Origin of the sequence: Corynebacterium pygosceleis (assembly GCF_016595275.2) — a bacterium.
Lineage (GTDB): Bacteria > Actinomycetota > Actinomycetes > Mycobacteriales > Mycobacteriaceae > Corynebacterium > Corynebacterium pygosceleis.
Genome location: NZ_JAENIQ020000001.1, coordinates 180,728 through 203,603 on the forward strand (window position 1 = coordinate 180,728; position 22,876 = coordinate 203,603).

General features: G+C 65.0%; 18 protein-coding genes. 11 read left to right on the plus strand and 7 right to left on the minus strand.

From position 1 onward, the window contains the following. The first annotated feature begins 604 nt into the window (after window positions 1-604). The 8 genes from fucO (at window position 605) to JIM94_RS00750 (ending at window position 9,606) form a co-directional block, all read left to right on the plus strand. A complete protein-coding gene (gene fucO / locus JIM94_RS00715) occupies window positions 605-1,756 on the plus strand; it encodes a lactaldehyde reductase (RefSeq protein WP_200254247.1) in 1,152 nt (383 codons plus the stop codon). A 198-nt stretch (window positions 1,757-1,954) separates the two neighbouring features. After that, entirely contained in the window at window positions 1,955-2,155 is a 201-nt protein-coding gene (locus JIM94_RS00720; RefSeq protein ID WP_200254249.1) for a hypothetical protein, read from the plus strand. 405 nt (window positions 2,156-2,560) lie between these two features. Continuing rightward, a complete protein-coding gene (locus JIM94_RS00725; protein WP_200254251.1) occupies window positions 2,561-4,330 on the plus strand; it encodes an L-fucose isomerase in 1,770 nt (589 codons plus the stop codon). 39 nt (window positions 4,331-4,369) lie between these two features. Continuing rightward, entirely contained in the window at window positions 4,370-5,830 is a 1,461-nt protein-coding gene (locus JIM94_RS00730) for a rhamnulokinase (RefSeq protein WP_200254253.1), read from the plus strand. Between the two features lie 65 nt (window positions 5,831-5,895). Further along, window positions 5,896-6,561, plus strand: a complete 666-nt coding sequence (locus JIM94_RS00735) for a class II aldolase/adducin family protein (RefSeq protein ID WP_200254255.1) — start codon at window positions 5,896-5,898, stop codon at window positions 6,559-6,561. Between the two features lie 46 nt (window positions 6,562-6,607). Continuing rightward, window positions 6,608-7,999: a sugar porter family MFS transporter gene (locus JIM94_RS00740; RefSeq protein ID WP_200254257.1), complete on the plus strand. Its 1,392-nt coding sequence runs from the start codon at window positions 6,608-6,610 to the stop codon at window positions 7,997-7,999. Between the two features lie 38 nt (window positions 8,000-8,037). Continuing rightward, window positions 8,038-8,463, plus strand: a complete 426-nt coding sequence (locus JIM94_RS00745; RefSeq protein WP_200254259.1) for an RbsD/FucU family protein — start codon at window positions 8,038-8,040, stop codon at window positions 8,461-8,463. A 114-nt stretch (window positions 8,464-8,577) separates the two neighbouring features. Beyond that, window positions 8,578-9,606 carry a LacI family DNA-binding transcriptional regulator gene (locus tag JIM94_RS00750; protein ID WP_200254261.1) on the plus strand — a complete coding sequence of 343 codons (1,029 nt, stop codon included), beginning with the start codon at window positions 8,578-8,580 and terminating at the stop codon, window positions 9,604-9,606. Here JIM94_RS00750 and JIM94_RS00755 read toward each other — a convergent pair. Continuing rightward, window positions 9,593-10,504 carry an exodeoxyribonuclease III gene (locus JIM94_RS00755; protein ID WP_200254263.1) on the minus strand — a complete coding sequence of 304 codons (912 nt, stop codon included), beginning with the start codon at window positions 10,502-10,504 and terminating at the stop codon, window positions 9,593-9,595. The genes JIM94_RS00750 and JIM94_RS00755 overlap by 14 nt on opposite strands. 88 nt (window positions 10,505-10,592) lie before the next feature. Further along, window positions 10,593-11,843 carry an MFS transporter gene (locus JIM94_RS00760; RefSeq protein WP_248085885.1) on the minus strand — a complete coding sequence of 417 codons (1,251 nt, stop codon included), beginning with the start codon at window positions 11,841-11,843 and terminating at the stop codon, window positions 10,593-10,595. Window positions 11,844-12,109: 266 nt separating this feature from the next. On the opposite strand from JIM94_RS00760, the gene JIM94_RS00765 reads away from it, so the two are divergent. Then, window positions 12,110-14,323, plus strand: a complete 2,214-nt coding sequence (locus JIM94_RS00765; protein WP_200254265.1) for an NADP-dependent isocitrate dehydrogenase — start codon at window positions 12,110-12,112, stop codon at window positions 14,321-14,323. 194 nt (window positions 14,324-14,517) lie between these two features. Here the strand turns inward: JIM94_RS00765 and JIM94_RS00770 are convergent, their stop codons facing one another. Continuing rightward, on the minus strand, window positions 14,518-16,128 hold the full coding sequence (locus JIM94_RS00770) for an inorganic phosphate transporter (RefSeq protein ID WP_200254267.1): 1,611 nt from the start codon (window positions 16,126-16,128) through the stop codon (window positions 14,518-14,520). Between the two features lie 217 nt (window positions 16,129-16,345). On the opposite strand from JIM94_RS00770, the gene JIM94_RS00775 reads away from it, so the two are divergent. Together JIM94_RS00775 and JIM94_RS00780 are read left to right on the plus strand one after the other, a co-directional pair. Next, window positions 16,346-17,092 carry a hypothetical protein gene (locus JIM94_RS00775; RefSeq protein WP_200254269.1) on the plus strand — a complete coding sequence of 249 codons (747 nt, stop codon included), beginning with the start codon at window positions 16,346-16,348 and terminating at the stop codon, window positions 17,090-17,092. 165 nt (window positions 17,093-17,257) lie between these two features. Beyond that, window positions 17,258-18,577: an O-acetylhomoserine/O-acetylserine sulfhydrylase gene (locus JIM94_RS00780; protein WP_200254297.1), complete on the plus strand. Its 1,320-nt coding sequence runs from the start codon at window positions 17,258-17,260 to the stop codon at window positions 18,575-18,577. A 177-nt stretch (window positions 18,578-18,754) separates the two neighbouring features. Here the strand turns inward: JIM94_RS00780 and JIM94_RS00785 are convergent, their stop codons facing one another. From JIM94_RS00785 to JIM94_RS00800, 4 genes are all read right to left on the minus strand, one after another. After that, window positions 18,755-19,612 carry an HtaA domain-containing protein gene (locus JIM94_RS00785; protein ID WP_248085860.1) on the minus strand — a complete coding sequence of 286 codons (858 nt, stop codon included), beginning with the start codon at window positions 19,610-19,612 and terminating at the stop codon, window positions 18,755-18,757. A 370-nt stretch (window positions 19,613-19,982) separates the two neighbouring features. Further along, a complete protein-coding gene (locus JIM94_RS00790) occupies window positions 19,983-20,948 on the minus strand; it encodes an HtaA domain-containing protein (protein WP_248085859.1) in 966 nt (321 codons plus the stop codon). Window positions 20,949-20,984: 36 nt separating this feature from the next. Next, window positions 20,985-21,806 (minus strand): heme ABC transporter ATP-binding protein, encoded by an 822-nt coding sequence (locus tag JIM94_RS00795; RefSeq protein ID WP_200253694.1) that lies wholly within the window; start codon window positions 21,804-21,806, stop codon window positions 20,985-20,987. 1 nt (window position 21,807) lies between these two features. Continuing rightward, complete coding sequence (locus JIM94_RS00800) at window positions 21,808-22,818, minus strand: FecCD family ABC transporter permease (RefSeq protein WP_410170834.1); 1,011 nt, start codon at window positions 22,816-22,818, stop codon at window positions 21,808-21,810. Between the last annotated feature and the right edge of the window lie 58 nt (window positions 22,819-22,876).

Consider the following 22,876-nt stretch of genomic DNA (forward strand, 5'->3'; position numbering starts at 1 on the left):
ACACTACCAACCGTTCCACCGGCCGCACGGGGAGAACCGGTTCCGGAGATGTCGGGGCCGTCGACGGAACCGACCGGTACGCATCCGCGTGGCGGTGTCCACCCAACCCGCCGGACGGTTCCGTGTTCCCGCGCCATGGTCCGCCACCGCCGAAAGCGTCCAGGCACCCGGGGACGACAGAGAACGGGCCCCGTCGTCCCGACACTCCATCCGCGCGAGCGACGAACCCTGATTTCGTTCACACCTCCGATAGTCGCCGATCGACGCGGAAAACCCCCTCATCCCTGCACCCGTCGAGCGGCACGAAGATCCATTCGCCACCGAAATCTGCCCGTCAGAGGAACGGAGGTGGGCGAGTCAGTGCATCCTCCGTCGGAGGCCACCCCTCCGGTGTGTGCCTCAGATGACACAAAGAACACCGGCTGGGAACGATCACATTTAACTCCGCAGGCGTATAGTTGTTATCGCGTCCGGTTGCCCTGAAAGGACTTGTTTCCAGCGTGTGGATGAGACAGGTCCCAGCATCTCCGGACGGCCGCCCGGAACCCCGGTCGGCGAACGGACCTGACCCGGACCACCCCGGTGGCCCAGAAAGTCGAATCCCATGACGCACAGAATGATCTTCAACCAGACCTCCTACTTCGGCCGTGGTGCGATCTCGAATCTCGTTCCGGAACTTCGTTCCCGCAACCTGAACAAGGTGCTGCTCATCACCGACGCGATCCTCCTGGAGACCGGGGTGACCGCGAAAATCACCGATCTGCTCGATGACGCAGGATTCCCCTACGAGATCTTCAGCGACGTCCGCCCCAATCCCCCCGTGGAGAACGTCAAGGCCGCGGTTGAGGCGTTCAGGGAATGCGGTGCGGACGCACTGATCGGACTCGGCGGCGGCTCACCGCAGGACACCGCCAAGGCGGTGGGCATCATCGCCGCCAACCCGGAGTTCGCCGACGTCGTCTCCCTGGAGGGCGTCGCGGACACCAAGAACCCGTCGGTGCCGATCATCGGCATCCCGACCACCGCCGGCACCGCCTCGGAGACGACGATCAACTACGTCATCACCGACACGGAGAACCAGCGGAAGTTCGTGTGCGTCGACCCGCACGACATCCCCGTCCTGGCGATCGTGGATCCCGATCTGACCGATTCGATGCCACGCGGACTCAAGGCCGCGACCGGTCTCGACGCCCTCACACACGCCATCGAGGGGTACATCACGAAGGGCGCCTGGGAGCTGTCCGACTCCGTCCACATGACCGCCATCCGGATGGCAGCGGAAAACCTGGAGAAGTCCCTCGAGGGCGATGCCGAGGCGGGAGAGAAGATGGCCTACGCCAGTTACATCGCGGGCATGGGCTACTCCAATGTCGGCCTCGGCCTGGTGCACGGGATGGCGCACCCTCTCGGCGGCCGCTACCACGCACCGCACGGGGTGGCCAACGGCATCCTCCTAGCCCCGGTCATGCGCTACAACGCCGAGTACTCCGGAGAGAAGTACCGCGACATCGCCGACGCCTTCGGGGTCAGGGACGCCTACGACATGCCGCTCGACGAGGCCCGCAAGGCCGCGTGTGACGCTGTCGCCGATCTGACGGTACGGGTCGGGAACCCGACGAGGATCTCCGAGGTCGGGGTCGATGAGTCCGGCCTGGACGCCCTGGCCGACGACGCGTTCGCCGACGTCTGCACCCCGGGCAATCCGCGCGAGGCCACCCGTGACGAGATCCGGGAGATCTACGCCTCACTGCTCTGATCCCGACCCGCCCCTCCGGGAGCGGGGACACGGCCCGGCTCCCGTCGGGCGTGACCCGCACCTGCCGCCCCCGCCCCGCAGCGTGGGCGGCGGAGGCGGCGGGGCACACCGGCCAGCTCCCGCCCCGCCCCACCTCAAGGCGGATGCCGTGGTCATCCGGGACGCCCGGTACCGGCCTTTCTTGCTAGTGTTGCCGTCATGAAGCAGAGAAACGGCATCACCAGGGTTGAACTGACGATCTCCAGCATCGCGTTCGGCCTTCTGCTGGCGTGGAGCGCCGGGTACATCAACATCGACCGGCCCCTCATTTCGGTGTGCGCCGCGGTGGCCGTCTGCGGACTGTGCTACCTCATCTTCTGGTTGACGGTGAAGGCCTACAGGCGCTTCTTCCACGGCTAGCCGGAGTCTCCCCCCGAATCCCCGCCCGCCCCGCACCTCGAGCCCGTGCCCGAGGTGCGGGGCTTTCGCATGTCTCCGGCCCATTCCGGGCGTTCAGGGGCGCCAGCCCCCACGGCGGGACACACCGGAACGCCCGGACGCCGTGGCATGGAATCACATAATGTGATCGCTCCCATATGACCCAAACGGACAGATGACCCCGTCGACAAAACCCGGAAAAGTGGCGCTGAACTGCCCATACTTAACCAGTGTTACAGATCACCCTTGACACCCCGAGGTCCTGCACGTCACACTCAGGTAAGAGCGTTCACATAAGTGAACCTACGGTGACAGCAGATCTGAATAAAGCAGTTCACAGCACATTCAGATACTGGGATCGTTCACACAATCTGGAAAGGATCCATCATGACCAACCATCCGGCAATCGGTATCCGTCCCCTCATCGACGGTCGTCTCGGCGGCGTACGGGAGTCCCTGGAGGACCAGACCATGGAGCTCGCGCAGAACGTCGCGAAGCTGCTGCGCGAGAACATCCGCTACACCGACGGTGAACCGGTCGAGGTCGTCATCGCCGACACCACGATCGGTGGCGCCGCGGAGGCCGCGGCCTGCAAGAGGAAGTTCGACGCCCACAACGTCGGCGCCGACCTGACCGTCACCTCCTCCTGGAACTACGTCACCGAGGTCATGGACCTCGACCCCTCCATCCCCCACGCCATCTGGGGCTTCAACGGCACCGAGCGTCCCGGCGCGGTCACCCTCGCCGCCGCACTGGCGGCCTACACGCAGCTGGGCATCCCGGCCTTCGGCATCTACGGTCACGACGTCCAGGACGCCTCCGATGACGGACTGACCGATGACGTCGTCGCGCAGATCCTCAAGTTCGCGCGCGCCGCCATCGCCGTCGGTCAGATGAAGGGCCGCAGCTACCTCGCCATGGGCACGGTGTCCATGGGTATCGCGGGCTGCCGCGTCCCCGAGGTCGACATCCTCAAGTACCTGGGACTGAAGTCCGAGTACATCGACATGATCGAGTTCGACCGCCGCATCACCCACGGCATCTACGACAAGGACGAGTACGAGATCGCCCGCAGGTGGGTGCGGGAGAACCTCGTCGAGGGTGAGAACCCCAACCCGGAGGACAACCGACTCTCCGAGGCCGAGTACGAGGAGCAGTGGGACTACATCACCAAGATGACCCTCGTCGCCAACGACCTCATGAACGGAAACCCGAAGCTCAAGGAGATGGGCTTCGCCGAGGAGGCCCACGGTCACGACGCCATCGCCGCCGGTTTCCAGGGTCAGCGCCAGTGGACGGACTACAAGCCCAACGGCGACCTGCTGGAGACCATCCTCAACACCAGCTTCGACTGGAACGGCAAGCGTCAGCCCTCCATCCTCGCGACCGAGGGTGACGTCCTCAACGGCCTGGCCATGCTGCTCAACAACCTGCTCACGAACCGCGCCCAGCTGTTCAGCGACGTCCGCACCTACTGGTCCCCGGAGGCGGTCAAGCGGGTCACCGGTCACGAGCTCAGCGGCCACGCGGCCAACGGTTTCGTGGATCTGCGCAACTCCGGCGCCACCGCACTCGACGGCGCGTGCGGCGCGAAGGACGCCGACGGCAACCCCACGATCAAGCCCTGGTGGGAGATGACCGACGAGGACATCGAGGCCGACATCAAGGCCAGCACGTTCCACGCGGCCATCAAGGAGTACTTCCCGGGCGGCGGCTTCTCCACCCACTTCAACACCCCGGGCGACCTCCCGGTCACGGCCTCCCGCCTGGTGATGGTGGACGGACTGGGCCTCGCGCTCCAGGTCTCGGAGGGCTGGACGGTCGAGGTTCCCGACGACGTCCGCGACGCCATCGCCGACCGCACCAACCCGACCTGGCCGACCACCTTCTTCGCCCCGCGTCTCACGGGTGAGGGCGCACACCGCAGCGTCTACGACTGGATGGACAACTGGGGTGCGAACCACACGGCGACGGGCTACGGCCACTTCGGCGACGAGCTGCTGACCCTGGCGTCGATGCTCCGCATCCCGGTGTTCATGCACAACATCGAGCCGGAACGCATCTTCCGCCCGCGGGCCTGGTCCAGCTTCGGCACCACCGATCTGGAGAGCGCGGACTTCCGGGCCTGCGCGAACTTCGGGCCCCTGTACCGCTGATCCCCCGCCCATCCCCCCACTGAAGTAAGGAAGACTGTCATGTCCCCGAGCCAGTACGCCGCCGTAGCCCTCGATCTCGGTTCCTCCAACGGCCGCGCGATCGTCGGAGTGCTCAACGGCGGAACCCTGAAAATGCAGGAAGCCCATCGTTTCCCGCACAAGGTGGACACCGTTGACGGCGCGCTGGCCTGGGACATCGACCGTCTCCTGGACGGCGCGATCGCGGGAATCACCATCGCCCGGACCCGTGTCCCGATCGCCATCAGCTCGATCGGTGTCGACAGCTGGGGTGTCGACTACGCGCTCGTCAAGGAGGACGGCCAGGTCGCGCTCCCGGTCCGGTCGTACCGCGACACCCGCATGGCGGAGCACCGCGAGAAGTTCAACGAGGCTCTGCCCGCGGAGCGGGCCTTCGCGCTCACCGGCATCCAGCCCGCAGACATCAACACGGCGAACCAGTTGTTCGCCGATCTCCGGCAGCACCCGGAGCTCGTCGACTCCGTCGAACGGGTCCAGCTGCTCCCCGACTACTTCGCGTCCCTGCTGTGCGGGGAACAGGCCCACGGTCGCGCGATCTCATCCACCACCGGTCTGGCCACTCCGGGGGCCGCCACGTGGTCGGATGAGGTGCTCGACGCACTCGGAATCCCCCGGCGGTGGTTCTCCGACATCTCCCGTGACTCCATGGTCCTGTGCCCCGAGACCATCACCGGGATCCCCATGGTCCGCCCCGGCGGACACGACACCGCCTGCGCCGTCCACGCCATCCCGCACGACGGAGTGTCCGCCGAGGAATCGGTGTTCATATCCTGCGGGTCCTGGACCCTGGTCGGCGCCTGCACCGACGAACCCGTGCTCAGCGACGCCTGCTTCACCAGCGGCTTCACCAACGAGGTCCGTATCGACGGCGGCATCCGACTCCTCAAGAACATCACCGGCCTGTGGATCCTGCAGGACTGCATGCGCGCCTGGCAGCAGGCGGGGAAGAGCACCGACCTGCCGGCACTCCTGGTCTCCGCGGAATCCGCTCCCAGCATGGGGGTGGTCTTCGATCCGAATGACGAGGTGTTCACCACGCCCGGCGACATGCCGGAGAAGATCCACGACCGGATGCGGGAACTGTACGGCCGGGAGCCGGAGAGCACCGGCCAGCTCATCCGCCTCATCCTCGAGTCGCTGGCCATCGCGCACGCCACCGCGATCTCCGAGGTCACCGACCTGACCGGGGCCCGCCCCAAGGTGGTCAACATCGTCGGCGGCGGTTCCCGGAACGGTCTGCTCTGCCAGATGACGGCCTCCGCCACGGGACTGCCGGTCCTGAGCGGCCCCGCGGAGGCGTCCGCGGCCGGCAACCTGCTCAGCCAGTTCGAGGCCATCGGCGCTATCGAACCGGGTGAACGCGACGGGATCATACAGCGTTCGTTCACCCCGCTCCGGTTCGAACCGCGTGACCCGACCCGCTGGAACGACATGCGCAGGCGCCTCGCAGAGGTCCGATGACGCATCCGGTGCCGCCCCGTGCGGCACCACACCATCACTCTCATCCAATGAAAGGAACACCCAGAATGTCCCACACCGAGTACTCCCACCAGGAACTGCGCGAAGCCATCTGCAAGGTGGGCTACATGCTGTGGTCACGGACCATGGTCGCCGCCAACGACGGCAACATCACCGCCAAGGTCGACGACGACCACATCCTCTCCACCCCGACCGGCGTCTCCAAGGGACAGCTCACCCCGGACAAGCTCATCGTCATGAACCTGGACGGTGACATCGTCGAGCCCGCGCCCAGCGGAATCCACAAGCCGACGAGTGAAGTGAAGATGCACCTGCGGATGTACCGCGTGAACCCCGACATCAAGGCCTGCGTGCACGCGCACCCGCTGCACGGCACCGCCTTCGCCATCAAGGGCGAGGCACTGACCAAGAAGATGATGCCTGAATCGGTCATCGCCATGCCGGAGATCCCGCTGGCTCCGTACGGCACCCCCTCCACCGAGGCGGTCCCGGATTCCGTGGAGCCCTTCGCCTTCACCCACAAGGTGGCACTCCTGGAACAGCACGGCGCACTGAGCTGGGGTTCCGATGTCTGGGACGCCTACTTCCAGATGGAGCGCCTCGAGTACACGGCTCAACTGACATTCCTCACGCGCCTGATCAACGGCGAACGCGAACTGCCCGCCGACGAGATCGAGAAGCTCATCGGCATGCGCGCACAGTACGGACTCTGACGGTCCACCCACCCCTCCCACATGCGGACGTTGAAGGACAAAGACCATGACCCATTCATCTCCCCCCACCACGCCCACCGCGAGCACTGAACCACCGCGGACGAAACCGATCGTCTACGTTTTCGCGGTCCTGGGCGGACTGGCGGGCCTCCTGTACGGCTACGACTCGGGTGCCATCTCGCTGGCTCTGCCGGACATCACGAGCCAGTTCGGACTGAACCCGACAGCGGAAGGCCTGATCGTCTCGTTCCTGCTGTTCGGCGCGCTCCCCTCCATCGCGGTGGCGACCGCCTTCGAGAAGAAGATCGAGCGACGGAACCTCCTCGTCGTCGGAGCGGTCATCTTCGGTGTCGGTTCACTCGGCTGTGCACTCGCACCGAACCCGGAGACGCTGATGGCCTTCCGGTTCATGCTCGGCATGGCGGCCGGTATCGCCAACATGTTCGGCCTCATCTACCTCTCGGAGATCGCCCCGGCGCACCTGCGCGGCATGATGGCCTCGCTGTACCAGCTCTCCGTGAACTTCGGCATCCTGACCTCGTACGCCGTCGGACACTACTTCTCCCTCACCGACCGGTGGCAGTGGACCCTCGGCCTCGGTCTGGTTCCCGCCCTCATCTTCGGTATCGGTATGGCACTGTCCCCCCAGTCCCCGCGGTGGCTGATCCGGGACGGACAGATCGAGAAGGCACGCAAAACCCTCAGCCGGGTCCGGGAGACCAGGGAAGAGGTGGACCGTGAGGTCGCCGACATCCAGAAGTCCCTGGGGCAGCAGAGCGCGGGAATGAAGGAGCTGTTCGGTACCTTCCGCCCCGTCGTCATCCTCGCCTTCGTACTCGTCATCTTCCAGGTCTTCACCGGTATCAACGCGGCCGTCTACTACGCCCCGAAGATCTTCGAGCACCTGGACATGGGTATCAACGCCGGTATCGTCGCCAACTACGGCGTCGGCATCGCACTGGTCGTCTCTACCTTCGTCTCGCTGCGTTTCATCGACAGGTGGGGAAGGAAGAAGCTGCTGACGGTCTCGCTGGCCGGGCAGATCCCACCGCTGCTGATACTCACGTTCTTCGCGGAGTCCAACGCGACGCTCGCCATCATCGCGGTCTTCCTCTTCGTCTTCTCCTTCGGTTTCGGTCTGGGCCCGGTGTTCTGGACCTACGTCCCCGAGATCTTCCCGCTGCGTGCCCGCGCCCTCGGTGTCGGCATCATCACCTTCGCGCAGTACACGATGAACGCACTCCTGTCGCTGATCTTCCCCGATCTCATCGCCGCCATCGGCACCTGGGTGTTCCTGCTCTTCGCGATCATGAGCGGCCTGGCCGTCTGGTTCATCCTGACGCAGGTCATCGAGACGAAGGGCAAGTCCCTGGAGGAGATCGAGGAGTACTGGCAGGAGCGGGCGGACATCCCCGCCGAGGCTCTGGTCACCAAGTAGTCCACTGATCCGACCGACACCGAACAGGAGTATCCACCATGCTGAACAAAATCCCGAAGATCCTGAGTCCGGACCTCGTCCACGTGCTCATGGACATGGGGCACGGCGAGGAGATCGTCATCGCCGACGCGAACTTCCCGGGCGCCGAATTCAACGACCACGTCCTCCGGGCCGACGGCCACGGCATCCCCGAGATCCTCGGGGCGATCCTCGAACTCATGCCGCTCGACCCCTACAACGACTGGCAGTTCGCACTGATGAACACGCTCGGCGATGATCCCACCCCGGAGATCTGGCCGACCTACCGGACCATCATCGAGAGCGCCGAACCCGAGCACCACACCGAGGGACACTTCGACCGCTTCGATTTCTACGAGCAGGCACGCAAGGCCCGGGCCGTGCTCATCACCGGCGAAACCGCCCTCTACGGCAACATCATCCTGAAGAAGGGCGTCGTCCTCTGATCTGACGGAGCCGATGCCGTACGGTGCCCCACGTTTCCCGAAACGATTTCATGGGGCACCGTACATCTGTTTCGGTACCGGGATTACACTGGATGTACCTGGACCGAAGCCCCCATGGAGACAATCATCGTGACACCCGCACCGAACCGCGCGACCATGCGCGACGTCGCCGCCCTCGCCGGGGTGAGCATCCAGACGGTGTCCCGGGTGCTCAACAACTCCGGGCCGGCCTCAGAAGCAACGAGACGCCAGGTCGAGGACGCCGCCGCGATGCTCAAGTACGAGGTGAACCTCGCCGCGCGTTCCCTCGCCTCGAAGCGGTCCAAGACCACGGGGCTCCTCGTGACGGGGGAGATCCGGCACGGCGTGGCCCGGTTGTTCTCGGCACTCGAGGCGGAACTCGCGTCACGGGACCGGCACATCGTCATCGCCACGTCCCCCACCGACGACCCGGATTCACTGCGGCGGGCGATCTCCTACCTCCAGGGCACGAATCCGGACGGGATGGTCGTTCTCGCCCGTACCTCCGACGTCCTGCCCGTGATCGCGGCGAAAGCACAGGTCCCCTGTACCGTCATCATCGCCGGACGACACGAGACCAACCGGGTCTCCACCGTGTCCATCGACCAGTACGACGGGGCGATCGCCGCCAGCCAGTACCTCTTCGACACCGGCTGCACCTCCCCGGTCTACCTGACGGGCGATCTCCGGTGGCAGGACGCACAGGTCCGACTGAACGGATTCCGCACGGTGTGCACCGTGAATGACACGGAACCGGACTGGCTCATCGGTGACAGCTGGTCGAGTGCGAGCGGCTACGCGATGGGCCAGCAGCTCCTCTCACGGGGCCTGCCGGACGCCATCGTCGCCGGCAACGACGACATCGCCATCGGCGCGATGCACGCCCTGTACAAGGCCGGGGTAAAGGTCCCCGACGACGTCTCCGTCGTCGGTTTCGACGACATCCCGCAGGCGAAGTTCCAGAACCCCTCCCTCACCACGGTCCGGCAGGACTTCACCGCGCTCGGGAGGACCGCCCTGGAGGAACTCGACAGGATCATCGCCGGCGAAACACGCAGACACCGGCAGCTCCCCGCCGAACTCATCGTCCGGAAGTCCACCCGCCCGCTCAGCGATACGTGACGTTCAGCGGCGAGTGATCGGACCAGCGCAGCGCATAGTCGTCCGCTTTGTCCACCCAGGTCCGCTCCGCCCTGTCCAGCATCATCTTCGTCGCGGCCTGGTAGTCGATGCGCCATCCGGCATCGGTGTCGAAGGCCTTCCCACGGTAGGTCCACCAGGTGTAGGGTCCCTCCCCCTCCGGCTGCAGACGGCGGGCGACGTCGAACCACCGGGGGTCATCCGGGACCACACGTTCGGGCAGGTCCTCGCCACGGACGTAGTCGACGGCACCGGCGAACGCCCCGGCGCCCTCCACCTGGGTGGAATCATCGGGGAAGGTACCGAACACGGAGTCCATGAACGCCCGCTCATCGGGCAGGAACCCTGACTTCTTCCTGTTCGTCCTCCAGTTCTTCAGATCCTCCCGGCGGTGGCAGATGTTCCAGTCCCCACCGATCACCATCTGATCGTGGGCGTCCGCCTGTTCCGCGAGAATGCCGGTGAACTCATCGAGGAAGAGGTACTTCTCGTCCTGTTTCGCGGTGTCCGCCGACCCCGACGGCAGATAGAGTGACGCCACCCGGACACCGTGTGCCGCGATGTCGGCGGCGATCCACCTGCCCGCGTCGGTGAAGGAACCGAAACCGATCTCGACATTCGTCAGCGGGGTACGGGAGAGGATGCCGACCCCGGCCCGTCCCTTCGCCGCCGCTTCCGCACCGATCCAGTGCCAGCCTGCGTCGAGCGCGGGGGCGAGGGCCTCCCGCGACTGACTGTCACTGGCACGGACCTCCTGCATGAGCACGACATCGGCGTTCGACTGCTCCAGCCAGGCGTGCAGCCCCAGGTTCTCTTCGCTGCGTTTCTTCACGGCTGCGCGGATGCCGTTGACGTTGACGGTGGTGACGGTGAAAGACATGTGCACCACGATAGTCAGTCTCCACGGCGTGGACACGCCCCACCCGTACGGGCGTTCCACCACCACCGGTACCGCGGGTTTCCGTGGATCAGGTGAGCCCCCGGTGGCGACGCAGAGCCCGTCGCCGCAACAGGTACGTCGGCGCCCAGATGCAGAGCGCGGCGAGCGCGAGCCCCGCCCCGGCGAGGGCCGGTGCGGTGTAGCCGAAGCCGTGCGCGATGACCGCACCACCGATCGCGGCACCGGACGCATTGGCGGCGTTGAGGGCCGAATGATTGAGCGCCGCCGCGAGCGTCTGCGCCCGACCGGCGACATCCATCAACCGGATCTGGAGGGCGGGGACGAGCGTGGAACCGCAGAATCCGATGAGACCGAAGTTCAGTGTGCCCAACCAGGGGCCGGACGAGGTGACGGAGAACCCGACGAGCGCGATCGCGATCGCGATGAGTGACGCGGCGATACCGAGCTCCAGGTTCCGGTCCGCCATCCTGCCGCCGACGACATTGCCCAGCACCATCCCGATGCCGTAGGTGGCGAGCACCAGCCACATCAGGTCAGGACGCAGTCCCGCGTGCTCCGTCATCGTCCAGGTGATGTAGCTGTAGACGGCGAACATGCCGCCGAAGCCGACCGTCCCGATCGCGAGGGTCAACCAGACCTGGGGATTGGCCAGGGCCCCGAGCTCCGTCGTGGGTCTCGTGGCCGGCATCTTCGTCATGTGCGGCATCAGACGCCACAGTGCCGCGAGGGTGCCCAGCCCGATCGCCGCGACGAGCGCATAGGCGGCCTGCCACCCCAGCCACTCACCGAGCGCCTGGGCTGCGGGCACACCGATGACCGTCGCCACGGACAATCCCATCCCGATGAACGCCACGGCGCGTCCACGCTGACCTTCCGGGGCGAGTGACGCGGCCGCGAGTCCCGCGACGGAGAAATAGGCCCCGTGGGGCAGACCCGCGATGAACCGCGCCGCGAGCAGCAGGTGGTAGTTCTCCCCCAGCATCGACAGGCCGTTGCCGACGGTGAACGCCACCATGAGGATGAGGAGGAGCCGTCGTCGCGGAACCATCCCCGTCACCGCCGTGATCAGCGGCGCACCGACGACGACGCCGAGGGCGTAGGCGGAGATGATCCGCCCGGCGGTGTTCTCCCCGACACCGAAATCGGCGGCGATGAGGTTCAGCAGCCCCATTGACACGAACTCGGTGGTGCCGATGCCGAAGGCTCCCGCCGCCAGGGCGAGCATCGTCCACCGACGGCGGGCACCGGAGATCTCCGTCTGCACGGGAAGTGGACGGCGTCTGGGTTCGGTGATTTCGCGGATTCTTCTCAACTGCACGGTGGCACCGTACTCCCCGTTGGGGACGGCGGTCGCGTCATGGACGGTGATCGTGTCGTATCCGACGCCCGGGTGTGCACTGTGAGCTGAGGCGGAAATGCCCCCGAACGGGCCACGGGTACCACGTCCACGCCGTGGCTTTTCCTTCACCAGGGCATATACCGACCACCTTTTCCACCCTTTTCAAGGGTGAGAAAACCACCGACCGAATGCTTAACAGGTATTCTGGAGAGCTGAACCCTGTCCGATAATTTTGGGAGAACCTCTTGGCTAAGATCATCTACACCCGCACCGACGAAGCACCGCTTCTCGCGACTTACTCGCTGAAGCCGATCATCGAGGCGTTCGCCTCCACCGCCGGTATCGATGTCGAGACCCGCGACATCTCCCTCGCCGGCCGTATCCTCGCCCAGTTCCCGGACCGCCTGTCCGAGGAGCAGCGTGTCGATGACGCTCTCGCCGAGCTCGGTGAGCTCGCGAAGACTCCCGAGGCGAACATCATCAAGCTCCCGAACATCTCCGCTTCCGTCCCGCAGCTGAAGGCCGCGATCGCCGAGCTCCAGTCCCAGGGCTACGATCTCCCCGATTACCCGGACAAGGTCGAGACCGACGAGGACGCCGACGTCCGTGCCCGCTACGACGCCGTGAAGGGCTCCGCCGTCAACCCGGTGCTGCGTGAGGGCAACTCCGACCGTCGTGCCCCCGAGGCCGTGAAGAACTTCGTCCGTAAGTTCCCGCACCGCATGGGCACGTGGTCCGCTGATTCCAGGACGAACGTCGCCACCATGGACGAGGGCGACTTCCGCCACAACGAGAAGTCGGTCATCATGCCCGCCGCCGACACCCTCACCATCACGCACGTCGCGGCCGACGGCAGCGAGACCGTCCTGAAGGACAATCTCAAGGTCCTCGAGGGCGAGGTCATCGACGGCACCGTGATGCGCGCCGCCGCACTGCAGGAGTTCCTCGCCGCGCAGGTCGCCCGCGCCAAGGAGGAGGACGTCCTGTTCTCCGTGCACCTCAAGGCCACGATGATGAAGGTCTCCGACCCGATCATCTTCGGCTACGTCGTCCGCACCTTCTTCGCCGACGTCTACGAGACCTACGGTGACCAGCTGATGGCTGCGGGCCTGGACGGCGAGTCCGGTCTGGCCGCCATCTACTCCGGTCTGGAGAACCTCGACAACGGCGCCGAGATCAGGGCCGCCTTCGACAAGGCACTCGCGGAGGGACCGTCGCTCGCGATGGTCAACAGCCACAAGGGGATCACCAACCTGCACGTCCCGTCCGACGTCATCGTCGACGCGTCCATGCCCGCCATGATCCGCACCTCCGGCCACATGTGGAACGCGGACGACCAGGAGGAGGACACCCTCGCGGTGCTGCCCGACTCCTCCTACGCCGGTGTCTACCAGGCCGTCATCGAGGACTGCCGCGCCAACGGCGCGTTCGACCCGACCACCATGGGTACCGTCCCGAACGTCGGTCTGATGGCGCAGAAGGCGGAGGAGTACGGCTCCCACGACAAGACCTTCAAGATCGCCGCCGACGGCACCGTCAAGGTCACCAACTCCGCGGGTGAGACCCTCATCGAGCACGAGGTCGCCGCCGGTGACATCTGGCGCGCCTGCCAGGCCAAGGACGCCCCGATCCGCGACTGGGTCAAGCTCGCCGTGGACCGCGCCCGCCAGTCCGGCATGCCCGCCGTGTTCTGGCTCGACCCGGAGCGCGCCCACGACCGCAACCTCACCGAACTCGTCGAGAAGTACCTCGGCGAGCACGACACCGAGGGCCTCGACATCCGCATCATGAGCCCGGTGGAGGCCACGAAGTTCTCCGTCGAGCGCATCCGCCGTGGCGAGGACACCATCTCCGTCACCGGCAACGTCCTGCGTGACTACCTCACCGACCTCTTCCCGATCCTCGAGCTCGGCACCTCCGCCAAGATGCTCTCCGTCGTGCCGCTCATGGCCGGCGGTGGGCTGTTCGAGACCGGTGCCGGCGGCTCCGCACCGAAGCACGTCCAGCAGCTCGAGTCCGAGAACCACCTGCGCTGGGATTCGCTCGGGGAGTTCCTCGCCCTGGCCGAGTCACTGCGCCACTTCGCCCGCAGCGGCTACGAGCGCGCCAATGTTCTCGCCGGTGCACTGGACCGCGCCACCGAGCGTGTCCTGAACGACGGCAGGTCCCCGTCACGCAAGGCGGGTGAGATCGACAACCGTGGCTCGCACTTCTACCTCGCCACCTACTGGGCCGACGAACTGGCCAAGCAGACCGAGGACACCGAGCTCGCCGAGCTGTTCACCACCGTCGCCGGCGAACTGAAGGACGCGGTCGACGAGATCGACGCCACCCTCATCGAGGTCCAGGGCAAGCCCGTCGACCTGGGCGGCTACTACCAGCCGGATGACGCGAAGACCTCCGGCGTCATGCGCCCGAGCGAGAAGTTCAACAGCATCATCGACGGACTGAAGAAGTAGTTCCCTCCGGAACACGGAGAAGACCCCCACCCGGTTCATCCGGCGGGGGTCTTCTCCGTGTTCTCCCCCCACGGTGCGTCCCGAACCTGCGGCGTCCCGGCGTCACACGAAGGAACCGCCCCGCACCCCGGTGGAGAACCGGGAGATGCGGGGCGGTCGGGAGGAAGTGACGGAACCCGGGAAAACGGTTCCTGTCAGCCGAACACCACGGGCAGCACGAGAACCGTGGCTGAGGCCACGAGTGCCGCGCACGGCAGGGTGATGACCCAGGCCAGTGCGATGGGTTTCATCAGATTCCAGTTCGCGGCCTTGTTCACCACGCCGACCCCCAGGACCGCACCGATGAGGATGTGCGTGGAGGAGACCGGGAGGCCCAGCACGGATGCCCCCATCACGACGCCGGCTGCGGCCAGCTCCGCGGAGAAACCCGATGCCGGATGCATCTTCGTCAGATCGGAACCGACTGTCTTGATGACGTAACGTCCGATGAACCAGAGGCCCGCGATCAACGCGACACCCATGGCGACCATCGCCTGCGGCGGCACGGCGGCCTTCGGGTTGATCGCCTCGGTCTTCAGTACGTCGAGGACGGCGGCGAACGGACCGATGGCGTTCGCGATGTCATTGGAACCGTGGGAGAACGCGAATGCCGCGGCCGTGAACACCTGCATCCAGGAGAACAGCAGGAATGTCGAACGCCCGAGATTCGTCTTCTGGAGGGTCTTCGCGAAGATGAACACCGCCATCCAGACAGCTGCGGCGATCATTCCGAGAATCAGGTAGTTGCTGACGGCGGACATGCCGAGGTGCAGGTTCTTCAGTCCCTTGAACAGCAGCATGGAGCCGATGACGAGAGACCCGAGTGCGGCGAGAATGGGCACCCACGTGACCAGTGCCTTGTGTGCCTCGACGTCGTCGGTCTGGGAGTTGATCCGGTGCAGTTCACGGTAGTACTCGGACTCCAGCTCACTGGGGTCGTACTCCCCCTGATCGACGAGCACCGAGTCCCGGACCATCGCGTTCGTGTAGGAGATCTGCTGGATCTCGCTGAGTCGCTGGAAGGCGGACTTGTGCCGTTCACGCAGTTCCGCCCGTTCCTTCTTGATCTGACGGAGCTGTTCGTCGGCCCGCTCGTTGTAGGACAGGATGTGCCTCTTGACCAACCAGAAGAGACCGAAAGCGACGAAGCCACCGAGAAGGGGAGACAGGATCCACGACAGTGCGATGAATCCGATCTGGGACCACTGCACCATCTCCCAACCACCGGCACCGGTGGTGAATCCGAGGGTCAGTGAGGCACCGACGATACCGCCGATGATGGAGTGCGTCGTGGAGACCGGCCAGCCCATCCGGGTGGCGATCAGGAGCCAGATCGCGGCACCGAGCAGTGCGGACATCATGATCCACACGAACTGCATCGGTGCGAGATCGATGCCGTTGAGGTTGACGATCCCCTTGCGCACGGTGTCGGTGACCTGACCACCGGCGATGACGGCACCACCGACCTCGAAGATGGCCGCGACGATGAGCGCCTGCTTGATGGACAGGGTCCCCGCACCGACGGACGTGCCGAAGGAGTTCGCGACGTCGTTGCCCCCGATGTTGAAGGCCATGAACATGGCGAAGATGATGACGGTCAGGAGGACGAGGTGGTTCGCCTCCTCACCGACGTACCCGTTGGACCACAGGATGAAGGTCACCAGGGCGATGGCCAGCATCGACCCGAATCCGATGTGCCACCACTTGTCCGTCCGGGTGTCGGTCTGGACGACCTTTGAGACGGCTTCCAGTGTGCCTGTCGACATAGGGCTGTTTTCTCTTTCATTCTCGTGTATCCGGAGTGAGCATGCCTCGCTGGACGATAGAGAGCCCTGATGAACAGGTGGTGAACATCCCCGGTACCGGGGATGTCCCGGGCGCGAATACTTTGGCATCCCTCTTTTCCGGTGCCGTCACCCCTCGGGGGAATGCGGACGGAGGGAACTGGAGGATAATGGGGACATGTCCCGACATCTTCCCCCCATGAGTACACACCCGGTGACCCGTCAGCTCCTGCGCGCGGTGGGCGGTGCAGGAGCCGCAACGTGTGTCCTGACGGTGTGCGCGGTGCCTGCGGCGGCGTACACCGTCACGGCCGACACGACACGGATGGTCTGCTCCGTGGACCCGGAGGAGGAGGGCTCGGACGTCGTCCAGTTCTGGCGGACGCTCGACGAGGACGCCCGAAACCAGCGCCTGGACGAACTGGATGAGGCCGATCCGGGTCTCCGCTCGGCGATCGAGGCGTACGACTCCCCGACGAACGGGCCCGATTCCCCGACGCCCGCGGATCTCCAGCGCCGGATCGGTGAAGCGGGTGGAACCGAGGGACTCGGCATGCTCACCACACTGACGGCGGAGGACGCCGGCGTTCCGGGTGAACCCACCGGGCACAAGACCGAATACACCGAACAGGAGGCACGTGACGCGGCGACCGCCATCGGGGCGGACCCCGGGGCGAAGGTCGGCGAGGCGCTGTGGGAGCAGGCCGCCACCGGACCCCGTCTCGAGGTGATACGGGCGGAGTTGTTCACGGGGAGAGCCGGGGACTACAACCGCACCCAGGAGCATCTGCGGCAGAGCCTGGTGGAGTGCGCGGACGAGCTGAGGGATGCGGAACCACTCCCCACCTGGATCTGGTTCCTGGGGGGAGCCGCGACATTGGCCGTCCTGGCCGTGGCACTCACCGCATTCCGGAATTCACGCAAGCCGAACAGGCACGCCGCCTGACCGTCCACGGACCACCCGCAAGGACCGAGCGGTCTATTTTTTTCAACTTTCCAACCAGCAGCTTTGTCCAAAAATAGACAGAGCTGTTTACTTTTTGTCGACATGTCCGTTACGGTGATCCCCAACGCAAGACACTGCACCCGACACCGACGAAGGACACCGATCATCATGACTCAGTACGACAACAGCATCGCGGATTCCTGGGGATTCGAGACCCGTTCCGTCCATGCGGGTCAGCCGGTCGATTCAGAGACCAGCGCCCGTAACCTGCCGATCTACCAGACCTCTTCGTACGTGTTCAATTCCGCGGAACACGCCAAACAGCGTTTCGCCCTGGAGGACCTCGGCCCGGTGTACACCCGCCTCACGAACCCCACGGTCGAGGCTGTCGAGAATCGGCTGAACTCCCTGGAGGGCGGCGTACACGCCGTCCTGTTCGCCTCCGGCCAGGCGGCCGAGACCGCGGCCATCCTCAACATCGCCCGCGCGGGCTCCCACATCGTCGCCTCACCCCGCCTCTACGGAGGAACCCTCACGCTGCTCGGTGTGACCCTGCCCCGCCTCGGCATCGAGACCACATTCGTCGAGGACCCGGACGATCCGGCGTCCTGGCAGGCAGCGGTCAGGGACAACACCGTGGCATTCTACGGTGAGACCTTCGCCAATCCCCAGGCCGACGTCCTGGACATTCCGGCGATCGCGGAGGTCGCACACAACAACCAGGTTCCGCTGATCATCGACAACACCCTGGCCACCGCAGCACTCGTCCGCCCGCTCGACCTCGGTGCCGATGTCGTCGTCGCGTCGACGACGAAGTTCTACACCGGCAACGGCTCCGCCCTCGGCGGAGTCCTGGTCGACGGGGGCAAGTTCGACTGGACCGTGGAACGGGACGGAAAGCCCGTCTTCCCCGATTTCGTGACCCCGGATCCGGCCTATCACGGTCTGAAGTACGCGGACCTCGGTGCGGCGGCGTTCGGGCTGAAGGCTCGTGTCGGGCTTCTCCGTGACACCGGTGCCGCCCCCTCCCCCTTCAACGCGTGGGTCACCGCACAGGGGCTGGACACCCTGTCGCTCCGGGTGGAACGGCACAACCAGAATGCGGAGAAGGTGGCGGAATTCCTCGCCGGGAACGACAAGGTGAAGGCCGTCAACTACGCGGGGCTCCCCGATTCCCCGTGGTACAAGGTCAGGGAGAAGCTGGGACTCAGGTACACGGGCGCCGTCCTGTCCTTCACGATCAACGGTGGACGTGAGGAGGCGTGGGCCTTCATCGATGCCCTGAAGCTGCACTCGAATGTCGCCAATGTCGGTGATGTGCGTTCGTTGGTCGTCCATCCGGCCTCGACCACCCACTCGCAGTCCGATGAAGCGGAACTGTCGCGTGCCGGTATCACCGAGGGCACGATCCGCCTGTCCGTCGGTATCGAAGACATCGATGACATCATCGCCGATCTCCAGCGCGGTTTCGAGGCGATCAGCTAGTCCGCGTTCCGGTTCACCCCACCCCGGGTCCACATACCCGCGGTGGGGTTCGCCGTTTTCCACAGGCATCCCCGGGCCGGTGCCACTGCCGGACGGGTCCACACATGACGGAAGCAGCTCCGGAAAACCGGAGCTGCTTCCGTCACCGATGTGACGACCGGAGGCTGGACCTCAGGGTCAGCGGTGCATCGTCATGTTGATGTGGTTGGCGATACCGGCGATGATGGCGATCGCGGCACCGAGACCGAGAGCGGCGATGACGCCGTTGTTGCCGAACAGCTTGTCCAGCATCTCCTTCAGCTTGTCGAGCATGCCTTTGAGGCCACCGTCGGTGTCGGAGGAACCCTTCACCGAGGAAGAGGAGGAGTTCGGGGTGGAGGTCGGTTCCGGGCTGGACGTCGTGGAGGTCGGCTCAGGGCTCGACGTCGTCGACGTCGGCTCCGGGCTCGACGTCGTCGACGTCGGCTCCGGGCTCGACGTCGTGGACGTCGGCTCCGGAGTCGTGCACTTCTCCTCCAACGAAGCCTTGACACCCACCGGCGCCATCTCCTGACCGACCTCGTAGAAACCACCGAACAGCTCGGAAGCACCCTTCTGAGTCAGCGTCACCTTCGCACCAGACAGATCGACGTCACCGGCAGCAAGACTCGGAGCCGCATCCCAGGTCACATTCGCGATGACCTCATCATCAGCGGTGTACGGAGCCTCATCATTCGGATTCGGGTACTTCACCGACGAGTAGTCCGCGATGATCTCACCCGACGTACCGTCAACAGCGATCTTCACATCGGAGATGTTCTGATCCAGCTCCCACTTGTCACCCTTCTTGTGACCGTGAATCACGATCGTGCCGTCAAGTGCGAACACACCCTTCGACTCCGACTCGATCTTCGACTCACCGGCATCGACGGTGAACTCGAACGGCCCCTTCTTCTTGTCCGCGATGGTCACACCGTCAGACACGATGACCTCACCCCTGGTGATCGGCATCGTCAGGTAATTCAGGTAGCTCTCCTTGATCGACCACGAAGACACACCCTCCTTAACCGAAGTCACACACTCCGGAGCATCCTCAGCAAAAGCAGAAGGAACGAGGATGGAACCGGTGGCAACGGCCAGGGTGAAAATTCCTGCGGTGAAACGAGTGGTGTTCTTCAAGTGAAACTCCTGAAATCGATGAATGACCCCAATGGTCATGTAAATAAGGCTAAGCTAAATCTAGTGAGGTTAGGCAATACGGTCAACAGGGGCACCCCCAGAACAATTAGCCGGTAATTCAACAGTTCTGCTACCAGCAGAATGTCCCGCGAAAAGGGGGACGGGCGGGAACCGACCACCACACAGTCACCCCCTCAGCGGTGGCCGGAATGATGTTCGGCGGATCGTCAATTCCCGACGCCGCCCGTCACCGTCGGAACAGGGCCACCAGGTGCTGCAGGATGACTCCGAAGACGGCTCCGGCTCCGAGCATCACGAAGATGCTCATGATGCCGTTGACGGGACTCTTCACGAGCGTCTTGAGGAGATCCGGCCCGATGGATGATCCCTCCACCTCTGTCTCCGGTTCATCCGGGCTGGACGTCGTGGAGGTCGGTTCCGGGCTGGACGTCGTGGAGGTCGGTTCCGGGCTGGACGTCGTGGAGGTCGGCTCAGGGCTCGAGGTCGTCGACGTCGGCTCCGGGCTCGACGTCGTGGACGTCGGCTCCGGAGTCGTGCACTTCTCCTCCAACGAAGCCTTGACACCCACCGGCGCCATCTCCTGACCGACCTCGTAGAAACCACCGAACAGCTCGGAAGCACCCTTCTGAGTCAGCGTCACCTTCGCACCAGACAGATCGACGTCACCGGCAGCAAGACTCGGAGCCGCATCCCAGGTCACATTCGCGATGACCTCATCATCAGCGGTGTACGGAGCCTCATCATTCGGATTCGGGTACTTCACCGACGAGTAGTCCGCGATGATCTCACCCGACGTACCGTCAACAGCGATCTTCACATCGGAGATGTTCTGATCCAGCTCCCACTTGTCACCCTTCTTGTGACCGTGAATCACGATCGTGCCGTCAAGTGCGAACACACCCTTCGACTCCGACTCGATCTTCGACTCACCGGCATCGACGGTGAACTCGAACGGCCCCTTCTTCTTGTCCGCGATGGTCACACCGTCAGACACGATGACCTCACCCCTGGTGATCGGCATCGTCAGGTAATTCAGGTAGCTCTCCTTGATCGACCACGAAGACACACCCTCCTTAACCGACGTCACACACTCCGGAGCATCCTCAGCAAAAGCAGAAGGAACGAGGATGGAACCGGTGGTGAGGACTGTTGCGGTGATGAGGGCGACGGGCACCTTCGGGATGGTGGTCATGCTGTTCTCCTTGCGTGGGAGGGTGTGGGCGTTCGTTCAGGTTTGTATGAGTTCGAGCAGTTCGTTGGCGGCGGCCGTGGCCTTCCCGCCCATTCCCCGTTCCGGGATGACCTGGTACTGACCGGGGCGGGGCCGGAGGACCTCAATGGGCCAGTCGTAGACGTCGCTGAGTATCTCCCTGGTGTAGACCTCCTCGACCGTTCCCTGTGCCGCGACCCCTCCTTTGGCGAGGCAGGCGATCCGGTCGCAGTAGGCACCGGCCGCGTTGAGGTCGTGGAGGACGATCACGACGGCGGCGCCGGCGCCGGCCATGCCACGGGCCAGGCCGAGTGCCTGTTCCTGGTGTCCGATGTCCAGGGCCGCTGTCGGTTCGTCGAGGAGGACCACCGGCGTCTGCTGGGCGAGCACCCGGGACAGCGCTACGCGGGCCCGTTCACCTCCCGAGAGTGTCATGATGTCGCGTTCCGCGAGGTGGTCGACTTCGGTCGCCTTCAGGGCCGCGTCGATCAGCGCCTCGTCGTTCTTCGCCCGTTTCGTCCGCGCCCAGGGGCGGCGGCCCATGGCGACGACGTCACGGACGAGGAAGGCGAAGGAGACCGAGACGTCCTGGAGCATGACAGAGCGGGTCCGGGCGAGTTCCAGGGGCGTGGCGGTGGCGGGATCGAGTCCGTTGATGGAGATGCTTCCGCCCCGGACGGGTATGTCTCCGCTGATGGCGGAGAGAAGTGTTGATTTACCGGCACCGTTGGGGCCGATGAGACCGAGGACCTCCCCGGCGTTGGCGCTGATGGAGACGTCGTCGAGCAGCAGTCTCTCGCCGAAGGCGATACTGACGTCACGTGTTTCGAGGATGCTCATGTCAGGCCCTTCCCCGTCGCATCATGCGGCGCAGCAGAATGAAGAATGTGGGGCCGCCGACGATTGCCGTGAAGATGCCGATCGGGAGATCCGCGAAGGCGATGAGTGTCCTGGCGGCGATGTCCGACAGTCCGATGAGGACCGCTCCGGCGAGGGCGGAGGCGGGCATGAGGATCTTGTTCGACGGTCCCGTGATCCCACGGAGGAGGTGGGGGATGATGAGGCCGACGAAGCCGATGAGTCCGGCGTACGCCACTGCACCGGCGGTGAGGAGTGTGGACGCCCCGATGGCTGCGATTCTGACGGTCTGCACGTTGACGCCGATGTGTCCGGCCGCCTTGTCACCGAGGGCGAGGATGTCGAGTGCGCTACCGAGAAGCAGCGAGATGACGATGCCCAGGGAGATGATGGGGAGAACGACGGTGACGTATTTCCACTGGGCACCGTTCAGGGAGCCCATCTGCCAGAAGATGATCTGTTCCCTGGATGTGGCCGGTGCGATGTACACCAGCAGTGAGATGGCGGCGCCGCAGACGGCGTTGACGGCGATACCCGTGAGGATCAGGTTGAGGACGTGGACCTGTCCGTCGTGGCGGGCGAGCTGGTAGACGACCACGGTGGTGATGACGGCGGTGACGAAGGCCGCTGCGGGAACCGTCGAGGTACCGAGCCAGGTCCAGTTGAACACGATGACCACGGCGGCACCGACTCCGGCGCCCGAGGTCACCCCGATGACACTCGGCTCGGCGAGGGGGTTGGCGAACACGGCCTGCATGAGGGCCCCCGCCACGCCGAGGGCGGCACCGACGATGATGCCGAGCACGAGACGGGGCAGCCGGATGTTCCAGAGGACCGACTGCTGGATCGAGTCCTGTCCCGGTCCGGCGGCGAGGAGCCCCGGTAGTTCAGAGGTCTTCAGGGTGTACTGTCCGACGACGACGGAGAACACCGTCGTCCCGAGGAGCATGAGCAGGAGGACGAGGAAGAGGATGACCCGGTTGCGGCGTCTCACCTGGAAAGCGTCACGTTCACGGTTCCCCGCGGTCCGCCTACCGTCGGGGATTGTTCTC

Bases quoted from the DNA above. Each gene is read 5' to 3' on its own strand.
- fucO (WP_200254247.1), top strand. From the start codon at position 605: ATGACGCACAGAATGATCTTCAACCAGACCTCCTACTTCGGCCGTGGT.
- JIM94_RS00720 (WP_200254249.1), top strand. From the start codon at position 1,955: ATGAAGCAGAGAAACGGCATCACCAGGGTTGAACTGACGATCTCCAGC.
- JIM94_RS00725 (WP_200254251.1), top strand. From the start codon at position 2,561: ATGACCAACCATCCGGCAATCGGTATCCGTCCCCTCATCGACGGTCGT.
- JIM94_RS00730 (WP_200254253.1), top strand. From the start codon at position 4,370: ATGTCCCCGAGCCAGTACGCCGCCGTAGCCCTCGATCTCGGTTCCTCC.
- JIM94_RS00735 (WP_200254255.1), top strand. From the start codon at position 5,896: ATGTCCCACACCGAGTACTCCCACCAGGAACTGCGCGAAGCCATCTGC.
- JIM94_RS00740 (WP_200254257.1), top strand. From the start codon at position 6,608: ATGACCCATTCATCTCCCCCCACCACGCCCACCGCGAGCACTGAACCA.
- JIM94_RS00745 (WP_200254259.1), top strand. From the start codon at position 8,038: ATGCTGAACAAAATCCCGAAGATCCTGAGTCCGGACCTCGTCCACGTG.
- JIM94_RS00750 (WP_200254261.1), top strand. From the start codon at position 8,578: ATGGAGACAATCATCGTGACACCCGCACCGAACCGCGCGACCATGCGC.
- JIM94_RS00755 (WP_200254263.1), bottom strand. From the start codon at position 10,504: ATGTCTTTCACCGTCACCACCGTCAACGTCAACGGCATCCGCGCAGCC.
- JIM94_RS00770 (WP_200254267.1), bottom strand. From the start codon at position 16,128: ATGTCGACAGGCACACTGGAAGCCGTCTCAAAGGTCGTCCAGACCGAC.
- JIM94_RS00775 (WP_200254269.1), top strand. From the start codon at position 16,346: ATGAGTACACACCCGGTGACCCGTCAGCTCCTGCGCGCGGTGGGCGGT.
- JIM94_RS00790 (WP_248085859.1), bottom strand. From the start codon at position 20,948: ATGACCACCATCCCGAAGGTGCCCGTCGCCCTCATCACCGCAACAGTC.
- JIM94_RS00795 (WP_200253694.1), bottom strand. From the start codon at position 21,806: ATGAGCATCCTCGAAACACGTGACGTCAGTATCGCCTTCGGCGAGAGA.